The organism is Mucilaginibacter lappiensis, from assembly GCF_050433765.1.
Lineage (GTDB): Bacteria > Bacteroidota > Bacteroidia > Sphingobacteriales > Sphingobacteriaceae > Mucilaginibacter > Mucilaginibacter lappiensis_A.
The window spans coordinates 329,712-346,001 of the sequence record NZ_JBNPWP010000002.1; the positions used below are offsets into that span (position 1 = coordinate 329,712).

Annotated in this window: 15 protein-coding genes; 9 read left to right on the forward strand and 6 right to left on the reverse strand. The window is 40.4% G+C overall.

What is annotated here, in order from left to right; genetic code table 11:
* The first annotated feature begins 9 nt into the window (after positions 1-9).
* The 4 genes from nadC (at position 10) to M2273_RS06895 (ending at position 3,274) form a co-directional block, all read left to right on the forward strand.
* Entirely contained in the window at positions 10-852 is an 843-nt protein-coding gene (gene nadC / locus M2273_RS06880) for a carboxylating nicotinate-nucleotide diphosphorylase (protein WP_429394640.1), read from the forward strand.
* Between the two features lie 139 nt (positions 853-991).
* A complete protein-coding gene (gene plsY / locus M2273_RS06885; RefSeq protein ID WP_429394642.1) occupies positions 992-1,639 on the forward strand; it encodes a glycerol-3-phosphate 1-O-acyltransferase PlsY in 648 nt (215 codons plus the stop codon).
* A 5-nt stretch (positions 1,640-1,644) separates the two neighbouring features.
* Positions 1,645-2,445 (forward strand): M48 family metallopeptidase, encoded by an 801-nt coding sequence (locus M2273_RS06890; protein WP_429394644.1) that lies wholly within the window; start codon positions 1,645-1,647, stop codon positions 2,443-2,445.
* Positions 2,446-2,533: 88 nt separating this feature from the next.
* Positions 2,534-3,274 (forward strand): YqjF family protein, encoded by a 741-nt coding sequence (locus tag M2273_RS06895; protein ID WP_429394646.1) that lies wholly within the window; start codon positions 2,534-2,536, stop codon positions 3,272-3,274.
* Positions 3,275-3,603: 329 nt separating this feature from the next.
* On the opposite strand, the gene M2273_RS06900 is transcribed toward M2273_RS06895, so the two are convergent.
* From M2273_RS06900 to M2273_RS06915, 4 genes are all read right to left on the reverse strand, one after another.
* A complete protein-coding gene (locus M2273_RS06900; protein ID WP_429394648.1) occupies positions 3,604-4,872 on the reverse strand; it encodes an anthranilate synthase component I family protein in 1,269 nt (422 codons plus the stop codon).
* 93 nt (positions 4,873-4,965) lie between these two features.
* A complete protein-coding gene (locus M2273_RS06905) occupies positions 4,966-6,243 on the reverse strand; it encodes an adenylosuccinate synthase (protein WP_429394650.1) in 1,278 nt (425 codons plus the stop codon).
* A 38-nt stretch (positions 6,244-6,281) separates the two neighbouring features.
* Positions 6,282-6,749, reverse strand: a complete 468-nt coding sequence (locus M2273_RS06910; RefSeq protein WP_429394653.1) for a Fur family transcriptional regulator — start codon at positions 6,747-6,749, stop codon at positions 6,282-6,284.
* Positions 6,750-6,891: 142 nt separating this feature from the next.
* The gene (locus tag M2273_RS06915) at positions 6,892-9,114 is read right to left on the reverse strand and encodes a RelA/SpoT family protein (protein ID WP_429394655.1); all 2,223 of its coding nucleotides are present in this window, start codon (positions 9,112-9,114) and stop codon (positions 6,892-6,894) included.
* Positions 9,115-9,263: 149 nt separating this feature from the next.
* On the opposite strand from M2273_RS06915, the gene M2273_RS06920 reads away from it, so the two are divergent.
* From M2273_RS06920 to bshB1, 3 genes are read left to right on the forward strand one after another with little or no spacing between them, the layout of a single operon-like run.
* On the forward strand, positions 9,264-9,839 hold the full coding sequence (locus tag M2273_RS06920; protein WP_429394657.1) for a DUF4294 domain-containing protein: 576 nt from the start codon (positions 9,264-9,266) through the stop codon (positions 9,837-9,839).
* 2 nt (positions 9,840-9,841) lie between these two features.
* Complete coding sequence (locus M2273_RS06925) at positions 9,842-10,342, forward strand: glutathione peroxidase (RefSeq protein ID WP_429394659.1); 501 nt, start codon at positions 9,842-9,844, stop codon at positions 10,340-10,342.
* A gap of 15 nt (positions 10,343-10,357) precedes the next feature.
* The gene (gene bshB1 / locus M2273_RS06930; RefSeq protein ID WP_429394661.1) at positions 10,358-11,083 is read left to right on the forward strand and encodes a bacillithiol biosynthesis deacetylase BshB1; all 726 of its coding nucleotides are present in this window, start codon (positions 10,358-10,360) and stop codon (positions 11,081-11,083) included.
* An 83-nt stretch (positions 11,084-11,166) separates the two neighbouring features.
* On the opposite strand, the gene M2273_RS06935 is transcribed toward bshB1, so the two are convergent.
* Together M2273_RS06935 and lat are read right to left on the reverse strand one after the other, a co-directional pair.
* On the reverse strand, positions 11,167-11,604 hold the full coding sequence (locus tag M2273_RS06935) for a hypothetical protein (RefSeq protein WP_429394664.1): 438 nt from the start codon (positions 11,602-11,604) through the stop codon (positions 11,167-11,169).
* Positions 11,605-11,841: 237 nt separating this feature from the next.
* Complete coding sequence (gene lat / locus M2273_RS06940) at positions 11,842-13,173, reverse strand: L-lysine 6-transaminase (RefSeq protein ID WP_429394666.1); 1,332 nt, start codon at positions 13,171-13,173, stop codon at positions 11,842-11,844.
* A 516-nt stretch (positions 13,174-13,689) separates the two neighbouring features.
* Between lat and M2273_RS06945 the strand changes: the two genes are divergently transcribed.
* Together M2273_RS06945 and M2273_RS06950 are read left to right on the forward strand one after the other, a co-directional pair.
* The gene (locus M2273_RS06945; RefSeq protein ID WP_429394668.1) at positions 13,690-14,193 is read left to right on the forward strand and encodes a hypothetical protein; all 504 of its coding nucleotides are present in this window, start codon (positions 13,690-13,692) and stop codon (positions 14,191-14,193) included.
* A gap of 438 nt (positions 14,194-14,631) precedes the next feature.
* On the forward strand, positions 14,632-16,062 hold the full coding sequence (locus M2273_RS06950; RefSeq protein WP_429394670.1) for an arabinose isomerase: 1,431 nt from the start codon (positions 14,632-14,634) through the stop codon (positions 16,060-16,062).
* The last annotated feature ends 228 nt before the right edge of the window (positions 16,063-16,290 follow it).

Genomic DNA, 16,290 nt, shown 5'->3' on the forward strand with positions numbered 1-16,290 from the left:
GTAACACACTTGAATAAGGAACTTATACATCATTTTATAATTGAAGCTTTAAAGGAAGATGTTGGTGATGGCGACCATACTTCGTTATCAACCATTCCTGCTGATACTACGGGTAAAGCAAAGCTTTTGGTAAAGGACGAAGGCATACTGGCCGGTGTTGAACTGGCTGTTGAGATTTTTAATATAGTTGATGCCGGACTTAAGCTTGATATATTTTTAAACGACGGCGCGGTTGTAAAACCTAAAGACGTAGCTTTTGAGGTTGAGGGTAATGCTCAAAGCATTTTGAAAGCCGAGCGTTTAGTATTGAATTGTATGCAGCGTATGTCTGGAATTGCTACAAAAACCCGCGAAATAGTTGATCTTTTAAAAGGAACCAATACCCAGGTTTTAGATACCCGTAAAACAACCCCGGGCTTACGCTACCTTGAAAAATGGGCCGTAAGAATTGGCGGGGGCGTAAATCACCGCTTTGGTTTGTATGATATGATACTGATCAAAGATAACCATGTTGATTACGCCGGCGGTATAAGGGAGGCCATTGAGCGTGCAAATCAATACCTTACCGATAATAACAAAAAACTTGCTATTGAAATTGAAGTAAGGAACCTGGAAGAACTTGACCAGGTTTTGCAAACAGGCCATGTAAACCGTATATTGCTGGATAACTTTAATTTTGCCGAACTAAGGGCGGCGGTTAATATTATTCAGGGCCGTTTCATTACGGAGGCGTCTGGCGGTATAACTATTGATACTATACGTGAGTATGCCGATTGCGGGGTTGATTATATATCAGTTGGCGCATTAACGCATTCAGTGAAAAGTTTGGATTTAAGCCTTAAAGCTATTTAGTTTTTATACCTGATTCAGGATAAGCTTAATCTGATTTAAAAATTTTGAATTTAGATATTCGAATTTAGAATTTAACGCATGGCGTATAAATGATGATTAAAACTTTAGTACCACATCAATTTTGTAATATTGCAGGGAAATGATAACCGTTTATTCAGTTTCAGCACTCATACTGGCCTATCTCTGCGGGTCTATACCTACGGCCGTTTGGATAGGTTTAGCCTTTTACAATATTGATGTAAGAGAGTACGGCAGCGGTAACGCCGGCGCAACCAACACCTTTAGGGTATTGGGTAAAAAGGCCGGTATCCCTGTAATGCTGCTTGATATTTTAAAGGGCTGGACAGCCACCAATCTTGCTTATTTTATTGGTGTATCAACCACAGGAGCATATAATTCAACCGCCTACACTAATTATGCGCTTGCTTTAGGCGTAGCAGCAGTAATGGGCCATTTGTTCCCGATTTTTGCAGGTTTTAGAGGTGGTAAAGGTGTTGCCACTTTATTTGGAATGATTTTAGCTATTCATTTACATGCCGCTTTATTATGCGTTGTGGTATTTGTAGTGGTGCTTTTGGCTACAAGATATGTATCGCTCAGCTCAATTGCAGCTGCCTTTACTTATCCCATAGGGGTCTCGTTCATTTTCCCCACGTCAATTAGGTCAGTTGTTATTTATGGCATGTGCATATGCCTGCTCATACTGGTAACGCACCAAAAAAATATCGAACGCTTACTAAAAGGCAAAGAATCAAAAGTTAATTTTTTTAAGAAAAAAACTGCCTGACCACTATGAAAAAATTCAGACCTGCCCTTGCATTGATCTTCATCACTGCATTGTACTCCTGCTCAACAGTTCCGTTAACCGGCCGCCGGCAATTAAGCCTGGTGGGTGATGCCGAAGTAAATCAATCAGCCGCGGCAAGCTACAAGCAATTATTAACCGATCCAAAAACAAAGGTTATAAGCAGTGGCACCGATGCCCAGCGTGTTAAAAGAATTGGTGCCAACCTGTCTATTGCCATTGAGCGCTATTTAAAGGACAATGGTTATGGCGATCAATACAATTTTCAATGGGAGTTTAACCTGATACAAAGCAACGAAATTAATGCATGGTGCATGCCCGGTGGTAAAGTAGCCGTGTATACAGGTTTATTGCCTGTGGCCAATACTGATGCTTACCTTGCAGTTGTTATGGGGCACGAAATTGGGCACGCTATAGCAAGGCACTCTGCCGAGCGCATATCAAAACAAATGGTTGTAGAAGGCGTAGGTACGGGCGTAGGCGCGGCTACAAATACGCAATCAGCCGGTACACAAACTGTAATAAACCAGCTTTATGGCGTTGGCGGACAATTGTTATTGTTAAAGTACTCACGTGATCAGGAATCAGAAGCCGACCGTTTGGGTTTAACCTTTATGGCCATGGCTGGTTATGATCCGAACAACGCTGTAGGCTTTTGGCAGCGTATGGCGGCACAAAACAAAGGAGGAGCCCCGCCCGAACTTTTAAGTACACACCCGGCCGATGCTACCCGTATCCAGAATATCCAGAACCGGATACCTGAGGCAATGAAATATTACAAAAAATAGGATGGTGAATAGTGGGTTGTTTCGAAATTCAGATCAATAAAGCCTTATTCGTCATTCACTACGCTCTATTCATTGTTCACTATTCCCTATGGCCAAACGTCAGTTTTTAAAAGCACAGTGGAAAAACCTGGTCATGCTCAATTACGAGGTTGATCCGCAGGTATTGGAACCTTATTTACCGCCTGGTACTGTGCTTGATCTGTGGCAGGGTAAAGCCCTGGTAAGTATGGTAGAATTTTTATTTGCCGATACCAAAGTGTTAGGCATTAAATGGCCATGGCATGTAAATTTTGAGGAGGTTAACCTGCGTTTTTACGTAAAACATTTTAATGGTACCGAATGGAAACGAGGGACCGTGTTTGTAAGCGAAATTGTACCTAAAAGTATGATTGCTCTTATTGCTAACAATTTGTATAAGGAACATTATCGCGCGCTACCTATGCGCAGCGCAATAACGGGTACATCTGATAACCATACCCAATTTTTGTACGAGTGGAAGCTTAACGGCAAATGGAACAAGCTGGGCGCTACCGCAAGTAATGAGCTATTGGATATTAAGCCCGGCAGTCCCGAAGAGTTTATTTTTGATCATTACTGGGGCTACAACAAGCTAACCAGCCTTACCACTATGGAATACCAGGTTGAACATGTTGCATGGCAAACCGGCGCGGTTAAAGACTATATTTTTGATGCTGATGTTGCCGGACTGTATGGCGAAACCTTTAAACCTTACCTGGAACGTAAACCTGTTTCAGCATTTTTTGCTGTAGGTTCTGATATTAAAGTAAGGATGGGGGATAAAATAGTGATTGATGCAAAAGCATACTAATTAACCTTGCACTCGCCACAGGCAAGCGCAAGCTAATGTGTTCAAACAATAAAACGCATCATTGCGAGGTACGAAGCAATCTCTACACAGGCAGGTCAATTGTGCAAATTCGTCGCTTAGCAATTCGCTTTGTACAGCATAGAGATTGCTTCGTACCTCGCAATGACGTAACAAGTGTATTGTATTTAACCTTACGCCTGCCTGTAAGTGTTCATATGAACACCCGTGAACGCTCATGAACACTAAGGTGTTACTGATAATCAATTACTTATATATTTAACCCTACTGACAAAATACTGTCACCACTTTCAATTTATTAGGAATACTGCTTACTTTTGCCCGCCTAAAACTTCTAATACCGCCTGTGCCTTGAGCAGGCATTCTTCGTATTCCTGTTGGGCATTGGCGTGGTAGGTTATAGCGCTGCCCGCATGGAAGGATAGGTATTGCCTGGCAGAATTATATAGCAGGGTACGGATCACCACATTAAAATCAAAATCATTATCGGGACTTAAATAACCTACCGCGCCGGAGTATACACCGCGTTTGCTGCGTTCATATTGCTCCATCAGCTGCATAGAACTGATCTTGGGCGCGCCGGTCATGCTGCCCATGGGGAAGGTGTTTTTGATAGCCTGTATAGCCGATAGCCTGTCCTGCAACTCACATACCACGGTTGATATCATTTGGTGTACATATTGAAAGCTGTGGATACCAAAAAGCTCTTCGGTTTCAACGGTGCCTTGTTTGGCTGAGCGGGTAAGATCGTTCCGTACCAGATCAACGATCATTACATTTTCCTGCAGCTCCTTAGGGTGATTGCGCAATTGCTGTTTTACCAGTTCATCCGCCTGCATATCGGCCTCCCTTTTAGCGGTGCCTTTAATGGGCTGGGATATTAACTTGCTGCCGCGTTTGGCCAGGAAACGCTCGGGCGATGCTCCCAGTATATAGTTATCCTTCCATTTAAAAAAAGTACTGAACGGGTTGGGAGAAACTTTGTTGAGCTGTGTAAATATAGCCAACGGATTGATCCGCGCATGTTCGGCAAAAAACTCCTGACAAAAGTTAGTCACATATATATCACCGCGGTTAATATGTTCCTGTATGCCCGTTACCGCGTCAATATATTCCTGCCTGCTAAAGCGGGCCTGTAAACCAATGGCTGGTTGTACGCTGTGATCTGTCAGCTTTTGTTGATCAATACTATCTAAAACCTGCTGTGAATTATCCGAAATGATCTCTGCTTTATCGCCGGTAATTACAATAAGGTGCTGTGGCGCAAAAAAATAAAGATCAGGAAAGTGCAAGCCATCGGGATTTGAGGAAGATAACTGTTCTATCTCATTCTTCAGATCGTAACCAAAAAAACCGGTTATCCAGCCTGGATTATTCTGACGAAAAGTTTCTAACTGATCAAAGGCATTGCCTGCCGATGCTGTTACCTCATCTCTGATGCCTATGGCTATCAGCGTATCAAATTTACCATATGAGTCGTTAAAACTGTTGGAATCCAGGTAGCAAACCGCATCAAAAGATGAGGCCCATTGCAGGGCTTTTTGTTTAAATAGGAGCAGATCATTAACCGGTACAATCACAATGCAAAAATAAATCAACTAAAGTAAAAGGCCGCATTATGCGGCCTTTTAAATAATATTATGGTCGCCCATGAAACACAGGCAACAGGGATATTAATGCAATACCAGCGTTTGTTTCCTGTCTGGTCCTACTGAAAGGTATTTTACAGGAACACCAAGCTCGGCCTCTAAATAATCAATGTATGATTGCAGCTTAACCGGGATCTCAGACAGTTCGGTAATACCGGTCAGGTCTTCGTTCCAGCCGTCAATTTCTTTCAAAATTGGTTCAGGGCTTACAGAGCAAATGTCATAAGGCATGTAATCAATTTTTTCGCCCAGATAGTTGTAATGTGTGCAAGCGTATATTTTATCAAAACCGCTTAATACATCAGCTTTGGTCATTACCAGTTGGGTAACACCATTAAGCATAATAGCGTATTTTAAAGCCGGCAGATCAATCCATCCGGTACGGCGTGGCCTTCCGGTGGTTGCGCCAAATTCATGGCCTATACGGCGCAGCTCTTCTCCAGTTTCGTCTTCCAGTTCGGTAGGGAAGGGGCCGCCACCAACGCGTGTGCAGTAGGCCTTAAAAATGCCTATTACATCGCCAATTTGCTGTGGCGCTATACCTAAACCGGTGCAGGCACCGGCAGCGGTAGTGTTTGATGAAGTAACAAAAGGGTATGATCCAAAATCAATATCGAGCATGGCGCCTTGCGCACCTTCGGCCAATACTTTTTTACCTTTTTTAATATAATCATTCACCAAATGTTCAGAATCAACAAGCGGGAATTTTTTAATAAATTCAATAGCTTCAAAAAAAGCAGCTTCACGTTCAGAAAAATCTGCAACCTCACCGTACATAGCCTGTAGCATTGATGTATGCTTATCAACCAGTTTCTGGTAACGTTCTTTAAAATCGGGCAGGGTAATATCGCCGATGCGTAAACCATTACGGCCGGTTTTATCCATGTAAGTTGGGCCAATACCTTTTAGGGTTGATCCAATTTTACCTTCGCCCATTTTTTTCTCAGATGCGGCATCCAGTAATTGGTGGGTAGGTAATATCAGGTGCGCTTTTTTAGCTATCAGCAAATTCTTTTTAGCTAAAAGGTCATGCCCGGCATCTTTCAATTTATCTATTTCCTTTTTAAGGGTAATAGGGTCAATCACCACACCATTACCAATAAGGTTCATGGTATTTTCAAAAAATATACCCGAAGGGATGGTATTTAATACAAATTTCTTACCGTCAAACTCCAAAGTATGCCCGGCATTTGGGCCTCCCTGAAAGCGTGCTATCAGGTCATAACCTGCACTAAGCACATCAACAATTTTTCCTTTACCTTCATCGCCCCATTGGAGGCCTAATAATACGTCAACAGCCATTTATGTAAATTCAGAGTATAATATTAAGGGAGGCAAAGTTAAATTTTTCTGTCACAATAACCCTCTCTTAATTTGTTGCAATTGCCGTAAAGATTTAAGGAGTGGTGTTTTATTTCAAACTTTAATAATTCGCCCATCATGCTTTGTATCTGCTGTATGCGCGGGTCGCAAAATTCAACCACCTTGCCGCAGTCGATGCAAATAATATGATCATGCTGTTTATAGCCGTACGATTTTTCGAACTGGGCCATATTTTTACCAAACTGGTGTTTGGTCACCAGATCGCATGATACCAGTAGCTCAAGCGTATTGTAAACAGTAGCACGGCTTACACGGTATTTTTTATTTTTCATGTGGATGTATAATGATTCCACATCAAAGTGATCGGTGCGCGAATAAATTTCTTCGAGTATAGCAAAACGCTCGGGCGTCTTACGCAGGTTCTTGTTTTCAAGGTAGGCCTCGAAAATTTTTTTCACCAGCGCTATAGTATCCTGTTGAGGCATAATAGTCTATTAAGGGGACAAAGTTATTAATAAAAGATAGAATCAGGAAATGAGAATCAAGAGACAGGAGGTAATAGCCAAAAAATGTTTTTATGCTGATTATTAACGTCTTGTTTCCTGGCTCTTACTTCTTGTCTCTTTTTCAGGAAGCCTTCTCAATTACCGAATCGAAGCGGTTAACAGCTGTGATGCCCTTAACCAGTTTTAAGTTTTTTATCAGGTTATCCAGGTGCTCGGTATCATTTACATAAACCATTAATGAGCCTTCAAAAATACCGTTATCGCTATCTACTGTAATGGAGCGTATGTTCACCTTAAAATCCTGTGATATTACGGTGGTAAGCTTATTAATCAGGCCCACATCATCAATACCAGTAATTCTTAAGCCTGTTAAAAAGGCAAGTTCCTGCTGGTTGGTCCACCGGGCTTTTACAATACGGTAGCCATAATTGGCCATTAATTTGGCTGCATTAGGACAATTGGTGCGGTGAATTTTAATACCATCGCTCACGGTAACAAAGCCAAATACATCATCGCCGGGAATAGGGTTACAGCAATTGGCCAGTTTATAGTCAATTTTTTGCATATCCTCGCCAATGAGCAGCATATCGCTGTCTTTGGTTTTAATATTACGCAGCAAACTATGTACCTGTTCCTGCTCAATTTTATCCTGGGGCTTGTTTTCAACTATTTTTTCTGAGGCCTGGTAATCCTTCAGGTCCTTCATATCAATAATGCCTTTGGCAATATTATAAAAAAGGTCCTGGGTCGATCCCAGTTTGAAAAAATAGCTCAGTTTATGTATGTTTTCGGAGTTGTAGGTGATCTTGAGCGATTTTAGCTTGCGTTCCAGTATCTCCTTGCCATCTTCGGCAATTTTCCGTCTTTCTTCTTTTAACGCCGATTTTATTTTAGCCTTAGCTTTTGCGGTAACCACGAAGTTAAGCCAGTCTTCCTTGGGCGTTTGCTTGCCCGAAGTAATGATCTCTACCTGGTCGCCATTTTGCAGTTTATAACTTAGCGGTACCAGCTTGTGGTTTACCTTGGCGCCAATACAACTGGCACCTACATCGGTATGTATTTCAAAAGCAAAGTCGAGCGCGGTAGCGTTCAAGGGCAGCTGTATGAGCGCGCCTTTTGGTGTAAAAATGAATATCTCATCACTGAAAAGGTTCATCTTAAAATCATCAAGGAAATCGAGCGCGTTTGAGTCAGGATTTTTAAGCATATCCCTCACCTTTTGTACCCATTGGTCAAGCCCGCTATCGGTTGATGATTCTTTATATTTCCAGTGTGCGGCAAAACCTTTTTCGGCAATCTCGTTCATTCGTTTGGTGCGGATCTGTACTTCAACCCATTGCCCGCGCGGTCCCATTACGGTAGTATGTAATGATTCGTACCCATTGGCTTTGGGCGATGATATCCAGTCGCGTAACCTGTCGGGATTAGGGCGGTAAAGATCGGTAACTATGGAATAGGCTTTCCAGCAATCGGCTTTTTCATGTTCAGGGGCGCTATCCAGAATTATCCTGATGGCAAAAAGATCATATACCTCTTCAAAAGGGATAGATTTTTTCTTCATCTTGTTCCAGATGGAATGTATGGATTTTGGCCTGCCAAACAGGTCGGCATCCAAATCCTGGGCATTGAGCACTTTTTTTACCGGTTCAATAAAATCACGGATAAACTTTTCGCGCTCGGCCTTTTTTTCATTCAGCTTGTTTTTAATAAACTGATAGGTTTCTCTTTCCATGTATTTCATGGACAAGTCTTCCAGTTCAGATTTAATGGTGTATAAACCCAGCCTGTGCGCCAGTGGTGCATACAGGTAAACCGTTTCTGACGATAGCTTAAGCTGCTTATCACGCGGCATAAACTCCATGGTGCGCATGTTATGCAGGCGGTCGGCCAGTTTAATCAGTATCACCCGTACATCATCGGCAAGGGTGAGCAGCATTTTACGAAAATTTTCGGCTTGTAATGAGCTGTTGGTATCAAATACGCCCGATATTTTGGTTAAACCATCAATGATCTTGGCTACTTTTTTGCCAAATTCCATCTCAATATCATCCAGCGTCATGTTGGTATCTTCAACCACATCATGCAACAGGGCACACACTATAGAGGTGGTACCCAGGCCAATTTCTTCGGCAGCTATCTGGGCAACGGCAATAGGGTGATATATATAGGGTTCACCGCTTTTACGGCGCATATCTTTATGGCTTTCAAGGGCCATATCAAATGCCTTGCGTATCATTCGTTTATCGCCCTTTTGCATGGTTGATTTACAAGCACGCAATAAAGCACGATATCTTTTTAATATCTCATTTTTTTCCGCTTCCAGGTCAATCACTAACTCTTTCATATGTTGATATTGATGGTATTAATTGATAAACTTGTAATAATAATTTATTATTACAGATTATATTAAATACCACAAAAAATTGCTTTAATTTTGTATTAAGTAAAATTATGAAATTTATTGGTTTTCTGTTGTTGTTTTGTTGTAGTATAATGGGCACGCTAAAAGCCCAAACAGATAAACCTGCGCCAGTAAGTATAGGCAAAAATGATACCATCAAATTAGCCATGACCGATTTGGATGGTGAATTGGTGCCATGGATAGTTACACCCGAAGTAAAAATTGTTGATACACGTATATTTGCCAGCGAGGCTGATCGTATAGCTTACCTCAGGCTAAGGTATAATGTGTTCAAAGTGTTGCCCTATGCACGATTTGCAAGCCAACGTTACCGCCAGTTGCAACGCGACCTGGCACTCACAGGTGACAGACACAAGCAGAAGGAGTTGGTGAAAACCTGTGAAGCTGAAATAAAAACATTGTTTAACAAGGAAATAAAAAATCTGACAATTAGTCAGGGTGAGGTACTGATTAAACTGATTGACCGCGAAACCGGAACTACCAGCTATACTATGGTTAAAGAACTGAAAGGTGGTTTTAAAGCGTTTATGTTTCAATCAGTGGCCAGTATATTTGGCCATAACCTAAAAGAAACCTACGACCCTGAGGAACAGAAAGATATCGAGGCTATCCTTAAACAGGCCGGATATAATTCCACTAACAATTAATAATGGATAACAATAGTATCTACAGGTTTAATGTTCAAACATTAAACGGTGAAGAGATCAACCTATCTGCCTATAACGATAAAGTACTGTTAATAGTTAATACCGCCTCCCAGTGCGGGTTTACTCCTCAGCTCAAAGATTTAGCCACATTAAAGGAGCAATTTATAGATAAAGACTTTGAAATACTGGCTTTTCCTTCAAATGATTTTGGCGGTCAGGAACCTTTGGAGGGAGCAGCTATAGCCACTTTTTGCGAAGATGCAGGTGCTAATTACCCGGTATTTGATAAGATAAGGGTACGTGGCCCTTACGCACACCCTTTGTATAAGTTTTTTGCCGATAAGAAGGATAATGGCCGTCTTAAGTCGGTTCCAAGATGGAATTTTCATAAGTTTTTGATTGACAGGGCCGGCCATGTAACTGATTTTTATTATCCTTTTACCAAGCCTACATCCTCAAAGATCAGGAAAAAGATTGAACGCCTTTTGTTGGCCGTTCATTAAATTCAAAACACATTTATGCTTAAATTAGATATATTAGTTTTATCGGTACATCCCGATGATGCCGAACTTGGGTGTTCAGGCACTATTTTAAAACACATAGCACTGGGCAAAAAGGTAGGGATTGTTGACCTTACCCGCGGCGAATTAGGAACACGAGGCTCGGCCGAGATACGTGAACAGGAAGCAGCGGCTTCGGCTAAAATATTGGGATTGACTGTGAGGGAAAACCTGGGCCTGCCTGATGCTTTTTTTGAAAACACCAAGGAATACCAGTTAAAAGTAATAGCAGCTATACGCAAATACCAGCCTGCAATTGTAATAACCAATGCATACCATGACAGGCACCCTGATCATGGGCGGGCCAATGAACTGGTAGATGCATCCGCTTTTTTATCGGGCTTGCGTAAAATTGAAACATGGGGCGATGATGGTGCGCTTCAGGACGCATGGCGCCCTGATCATGTTTTTCATTTTATACAAGACAACTATATCAGGCCTGATATTTTAATTGATGTTACCGACTACTGGGATAAAAAGGTAGAAAGCATTCACGCTTTTGGTTCGCAATTTTATAACCCGGATTGGGAAGGCGAACCGCAAACTTATATTTCATCGCCAGAGTTTATTAATATAATAGCCGCCCGTGCCAGCGAGTTTGGGAAAAGCATACAAGTGAAATATGCTGAGGGCTTTACCAGTCGTAAAATTTTAGGCGTAGATAATTTATTTAATTTAAAATAATATATAATTTAACTTTTAATAAATAAGCCGTGGTGTTATAATAACACCACGGCTTATTTATATTATATGCAAGTAAATTAATATCAGGCTTTTATATATTCAAAGCGGTTATTTTCATTGCTTCTTTCTCTTCTTAATTTATTTTCGTTGGCAAGCTTTAATAGTATGCCCGAAAGTTCAGAGGTTTTAAAATCAGAGTCAAACTGTTCTTTACAATAGTTGGCAATTGATGATATAGAACGTGAAACATCAAAGAAATCAGTCCCTAATAGTTGATTAAGTATTTTAGTAGCCCCAGGTTTTTTACGGCCCGGCGTCGCGAAGTTTTCATCGTCTGAGCGCATTCTACGCCCTTTTTTGCTGAATATTTCAGATCCATCGGCGTCCACCTTTTCCGATTCTATCATAACATCTAACAATCGATCAATAATCCGAACCTGTACAGCTTCTGATTGGAACGAATTAACAACTTCGGCTACTTCAACAAGTTGCTTTTTTAATTTCTCTATGTGTTTGCTCATGGCGTTAAAAAAAAGAATTGATTTATACTTTAATAGGGATAGTACAAATCTAACAGGAATAATAATTAAAAATATAGCCTATTTTGGTTAAAAAATAGTATATATTAATATTTTATCCCTTTTAGTACCCCAAAAGTACTACTTCGCATTAGCCTGAGCCTGTTTGAGCGTATATTAAATATTAAAACTTCGCTTTGATACGGCGCTTGATTTGCTTATAACGATATTATTTCGTTATTATAAAGTGCGTGATATTTTTTCGAGCATGTCAAGTCCACAGTTAATGTGGTCTTTTTCAATGATTAGCGCGGGTCTGAAACGAACACTTTTGTCGCCACAACCAAGGTACATAATATTATTATCAAAACCTTGTTTAATAAACTCATCCCGCTTGTTTTTATCCGGAAAGTCAAATGCGGTAAGCAAGCCTTTGCCACGCACATTACTGATCATTGAGTTTCTGGAGGCAATATCGCTTAACTGGTTTTGAAGATACTCACCCATTTGGGCAGCATTTTCGCACAGGTTATCTTCCTCAATAATTTCCATGATCTTTGATGATCTAACCATATCAACCAGGCTGCCGCCCCAGGTTGAGTTAATGCGCGATGACACTCTGAAAACGTTATTCTCTATTTCGTCAACACGGTTGCTGGCCAGTATACCGCATACCTGCATCTTTTTACCAAATGCTAAAATATCCGGACGGGCCTTTTCGCCAAAATGTTCATGGCACCAGAATTTGCCGGTAAGACCAACGCCTGTTTGCACCTCATCAAATATGAGCATGGCCTCATATTCATCAGCAAGCTCCCTTAATTTTTCCAAAAACTCTTTACGCACATGGTTATCACCACCTTCTGACTGTACAGGCTCAATAATAATGGCGCATATATCATCTTTATTTTCGGCAAAAGCGGTCCTGATCTGCGATATGGAAAATTGTTCCCTTTTTACCAGGTCGTCATGATTGCTATCGCTGTATGGGAAATTTATTTGAGGTGTTGATACGCGCGGCCAATCAAACTTAGCAAACCATTTTGTTTTATTGGGCAGGGTATTGGTTAGGCTTAATGTATAGCCCGACCGGCCATGAAAAGCATGTTCAAAATGCAATACTTTAAATCCTTTTTCCTTAGTATAGCCTTTGGCGAAGTTTTTCTGTACTTTCCAATCCATAGAAACTTTTAGCGCGTTTTCAATGGCCAATGAGCCTCCTGCTATAAAAAAAGCATGAGGCAGATAATCGGGTATGCCCACCCGCGAAAAAGTTTCTACAAATTGCGCGTACTGGGTAGTGTAAATATCTGAGTTTGATGGATTGGTTAACGCGGCCAGCATCAGGTTTTTCTTAAACTCTTCGTCGTTCACCATTTTAGGGTGGTTATAGCCTAATGGTACCGAAGCAAAGCAAGTGAAAAAATCAAGCAGTGTCCGCTTATATTTAGCATCGTAAATATAAACACCCTTACTTTTTTCCATATCAAAAGTTAGATCGAAGCCATCAGCAAGCACATGCTTCTGTAACGAAGCCTGCACATTTTCGGGAGAAACAAGTAGGTTGTACATATCAATTTGGTTTATACAAATCTACTAAAAAGGGCTTAAAAATAAAATTTAGGCGGTTTTTGAACCGATTGAAGAAAAAGTAACTTTAAATTGTTTAAAGTTACTTTTTGTACCAAAGCTAAAAATAGTATAGGCAGGAATGTGCAAACTTTAGATGTGTCGATATGAAAATGATGGAGAAAATGCTCTTATTTTGAACCCAAATCAAAAACTAATTATTTCTTTCTGCATGTTATAAAAAATCCTTTCCGGTAGTCAAATCAGGTTGCATATCGATAAGAATCTGAATTATTAAAGCTGTTTTACCGGGAAATTTGCAACCAAACAAAAAACCGGATTTTACATAACAAAAACTGAAGAACGTGTAAACAATTAATTTTTACAAGTGTTTAGAGATCAGAAGGTTCTCCGTTATTTTATTCAATTATCACCTGATACTCCCATTCTCTCAGTTGTTTTAATGCGCTGGGTTTGAATAATATATATAACTAATGTGTGGCAATTAAATTTATTAACATGAAAACGGGAAAATTAGTAATCTTAATGATTGGCATGGTGGTATCAGGAATAGTAAGTGTAAATGCGCAAAGCAAAAAAGAAAGAATTGAACTATTAACACGGAAGACGGATAGTCTTGAAAAAGTACTATCTGTTAAGAATGAAAGCTTGGTTCAATTACAGGTAAAATTAGCAAGGATAGAAGGTGCAGCGGATGCCCATAATGAACAATTAAAACGATTTGAAAATAAGGCTGACAGCTTAAAAGCAATGCTTATTGCCAGAAATATAACCATTGAAAGCCAGGCATCCAAAATAACTCAATTAAGTACAGATATTAATGGATTGCAGACGCAGCAAAAAGAATGGGCAAGTAAAAATGAAGCATTAACTTTAGAATTAAATTCCTTGAAACAAAAACCAGGTGATGTAGGGATAGTTCTTAAGGATGTAAAATCTGCAGAGCCTCCGAAAGAGGAATTAAAAGCTGTTACTAAGCCAGATCCTGCAATCAAAAACTAAAAACACAATTGGGCAAGAACTGATTATCGAAACTTGCCCATTTTTTAATATAATGCATTGAAAATCTGAAATATATTCACTCTCTTCTTAATTTCAGATGGATTTTTCCTATTACTCTTCACGGTAAACCCCATTGATAATATGCACCTCATGGAGCTTTAGTCATTTGCATCAGGTTATATGGTTGCGACCTTGTATTAAAAGAAGGTCTATAAATTCTTGATTTAATTTTAACTTTATTTTTATTTAAAAATGTTTTATTTTATTTAATTATGTGTTTTAAATAATTAATATTGTATTAAAATATTACAGATCGTTTTCTATATTCCACAGGGATCAAATGATTTGTGATAGTGCGCCACAGGTAGCTTTAAAATAACCAATTATAGATTTTTACAGGGCTTTGGCCTTAATTTTTTTAATGCAATCTTAATAATTATGCAATCAAACGCGTTGAGAGTCGGTTTATTCGGGATAGGACTGGATGCCTATTGGGGACAGTTTTCGGGACTGGAAGAAAGGCTAAAAGGGTATCTTAAAATAGTAGAAGAAAAGCTAAAGGCGGTTCACCCGGGGATAGTGAATCTTGGCCTGATAGATACAGCGGAGAAAGCCTTTGAGGCGGGTAGTCAGTTCAGGAGGGAAGATGTTGATCTGATCTTTTTGTATGTGACCACCTATGCGCTGTCGTCGACGGTTTTGCCGGTGGTTCAAAGAGCCAAAGTGCCGGTGATTATCCTGAACCTGGCACCGGAGGCGGCAATAGATTATGCGGCCTTTAACCAGATGGAAGATCGTACCAAAATGACCGGTGAATGGTTGGCCTACTGTTCTGCCTGTCCGGTACCAGAAATAGCCAATGTGTTTAAACGAACGGGTATTAAATTTCACCAGATCACAGGTATGCTGCATGATGACCCGGAATGCTGGGATGAGGTGGTTGAATGGGTAGAGGCAGCCAGGGTTGCAAATATCATGGCTTATAACCGGTTGGGTTGTATGGGGCATTATTACAGCGGCATGCTGGACATCTATAGTGATCTTACCCAGCAATACGCCAGCTTTGGCGGTCATATAGAATTATTAGAAGTGGATGAACTGGCCGGGCTGAGGAAGGTAGTTACAGATGAGCAAATACAAGAAAGGGTGCAGTTATTTTATGAACAATTTGATATACAGGGCGACTGCTCAATTGAAGAACTGGAACGGGCGGCCAAAACCTCGGTAGCGCTGGATATAATGGTAGATAAATATCAGCTGGGCTCAATGGCTTATTATTATAAAGGTACTGGTAATGTTGACAATGAAGATACGATCAGTTCGATCATTCTGGGTAACTCTTTACTTACAGCCAGGAATATCCCGGTAGCTGGGGAGTACGAGATTAAGAACGCGCAGGCCATGAAGATTATGGACAGTTTTGGAGCTGGTGGTTCCTTTACCGAATACTATGCCATGGATTTTAAGGATGATGTGGTATTGATGGGGCATGACGGTCCCGGACACATCCAGATAGCCCAGGGCAAGACCAAGGTGCGACCGTTAAAAGTATATCATGGCAAGGTAGGCCGGGGCTTGTCGGTTGAGATGTCGGTAAAAAATGGGCCGGTTACCCTGCTTTCGGTAGTAGAGCAACAGGGCGGTAAGCTCATGCTGCTGGTAGCCGAAGGGGAGTCGGTGCCGGGACCGATACTGGAGATAGGTAATACAAATAGCAGGTATAAATTCAATATAGGGGCCAGGAAGTTTGTGAACAATTGGAACAGCTATGGCCCGGCGCATCACTGCGCGGTAGGTGTAGGGCATATCAGTTCCAGGATCATTAAGCTGGGTCAATTACTCAATATGGATGTGGTTCAGGTGTGTTAGATGTTGATTTTATTGCCAATGATTAACCTTGTCTGTTTAATATTATTGCAAATTGTTTCAAACTCTTTCTTTTTATAATAACATTGTGGTAAGTTTATCTTAACATAGTAGCTTTAATATTGCAAATGATTTAACTATTCGATTAAAAGTATTTAAATTTATTAAAAAAGTAGTTTTTTGAGGTTTTTATTTATTTTATTTTGTTTTATTTCTTTTATTTTTATTTAT

Bases quoted from the DNA above. Each gene is read 5' to 3' on its own strand.
- plsY (WP_429394642.1), top strand. From the start codon at position 992: ATGATAACCGTTTATTCAGTTTCAGCACTCATACTGGCCTATCTCTGC.
- M2273_RS06890 (WP_429394644.1), top strand. From the start codon at position 1,645: ATGAAAAAATTCAGACCTGCCCTTGCATTGATCTTCATCACTGCATTG.
- M2273_RS06895 (WP_429394646.1), top strand. From the start codon at position 2,534: ATGGCCAAACGTCAGTTTTTAAAAGCACAGTGGAAAAACCTGGTCATG.
- M2273_RS06905 (WP_429394650.1), bottom strand. From the start codon at position 6,243: ATGGCTGTTGACGTATTATTAGGCCTCCAATGGGGCGATGAAGGTAAA.
- M2273_RS06910 (WP_429394653.1), bottom strand. From the start codon at position 6,749: ATGCCTCAACAGGATACTATAGCGCTGGTGAAAAAAATTTTCGAGGCC.
- M2273_RS06915 (WP_429394655.1), bottom strand. From the start codon at position 9,114: ATGAAAGAGTTAGTGATTGACCTGGAAGCGGAAAAAAATGAGATATTA.
- M2273_RS06920 (WP_429394657.1), top strand. From the start codon at position 9,264: ATGGGCACGCTAAAAGCCCAAACAGATAAACCTGCGCCAGTAAGTATA.
- M2273_RS06925 (WP_429394659.1), top strand. From the start codon at position 9,842: ATGGATAACAATAGTATCTACAGGTTTAATGTTCAAACATTAAACGGT.
- bshB1 (WP_429394661.1), top strand. From the start codon at position 10,358: ATGCTTAAATTAGATATATTAGTTTTATCGGTACATCCCGATGATGCC.
- M2273_RS06935 (WP_429394664.1), bottom strand. From the start codon at position 11,604: ATGAGCAAACACATAGAGAAATTAAAAAAGCAACTTGTTGAAGTAGCC.
- lat (WP_429394666.1), bottom strand. From the start codon at position 13,173: ATGTACAACCTACTTGTTTCTCCCGAAAATGTGCAGGCTTCGTTACAG.
- M2273_RS06945 (WP_429394668.1), top strand. From the start codon at position 13,690: ATGAAAACGGGAAAATTAGTAATCTTAATGATTGGCATGGTGGTATCA.
- M2273_RS06950 (WP_429394670.1), top strand. From the start codon at position 14,632: ATGCAATCAAACGCGTTGAGAGTCGGTTTATTCGGGATAGGACTGGAT.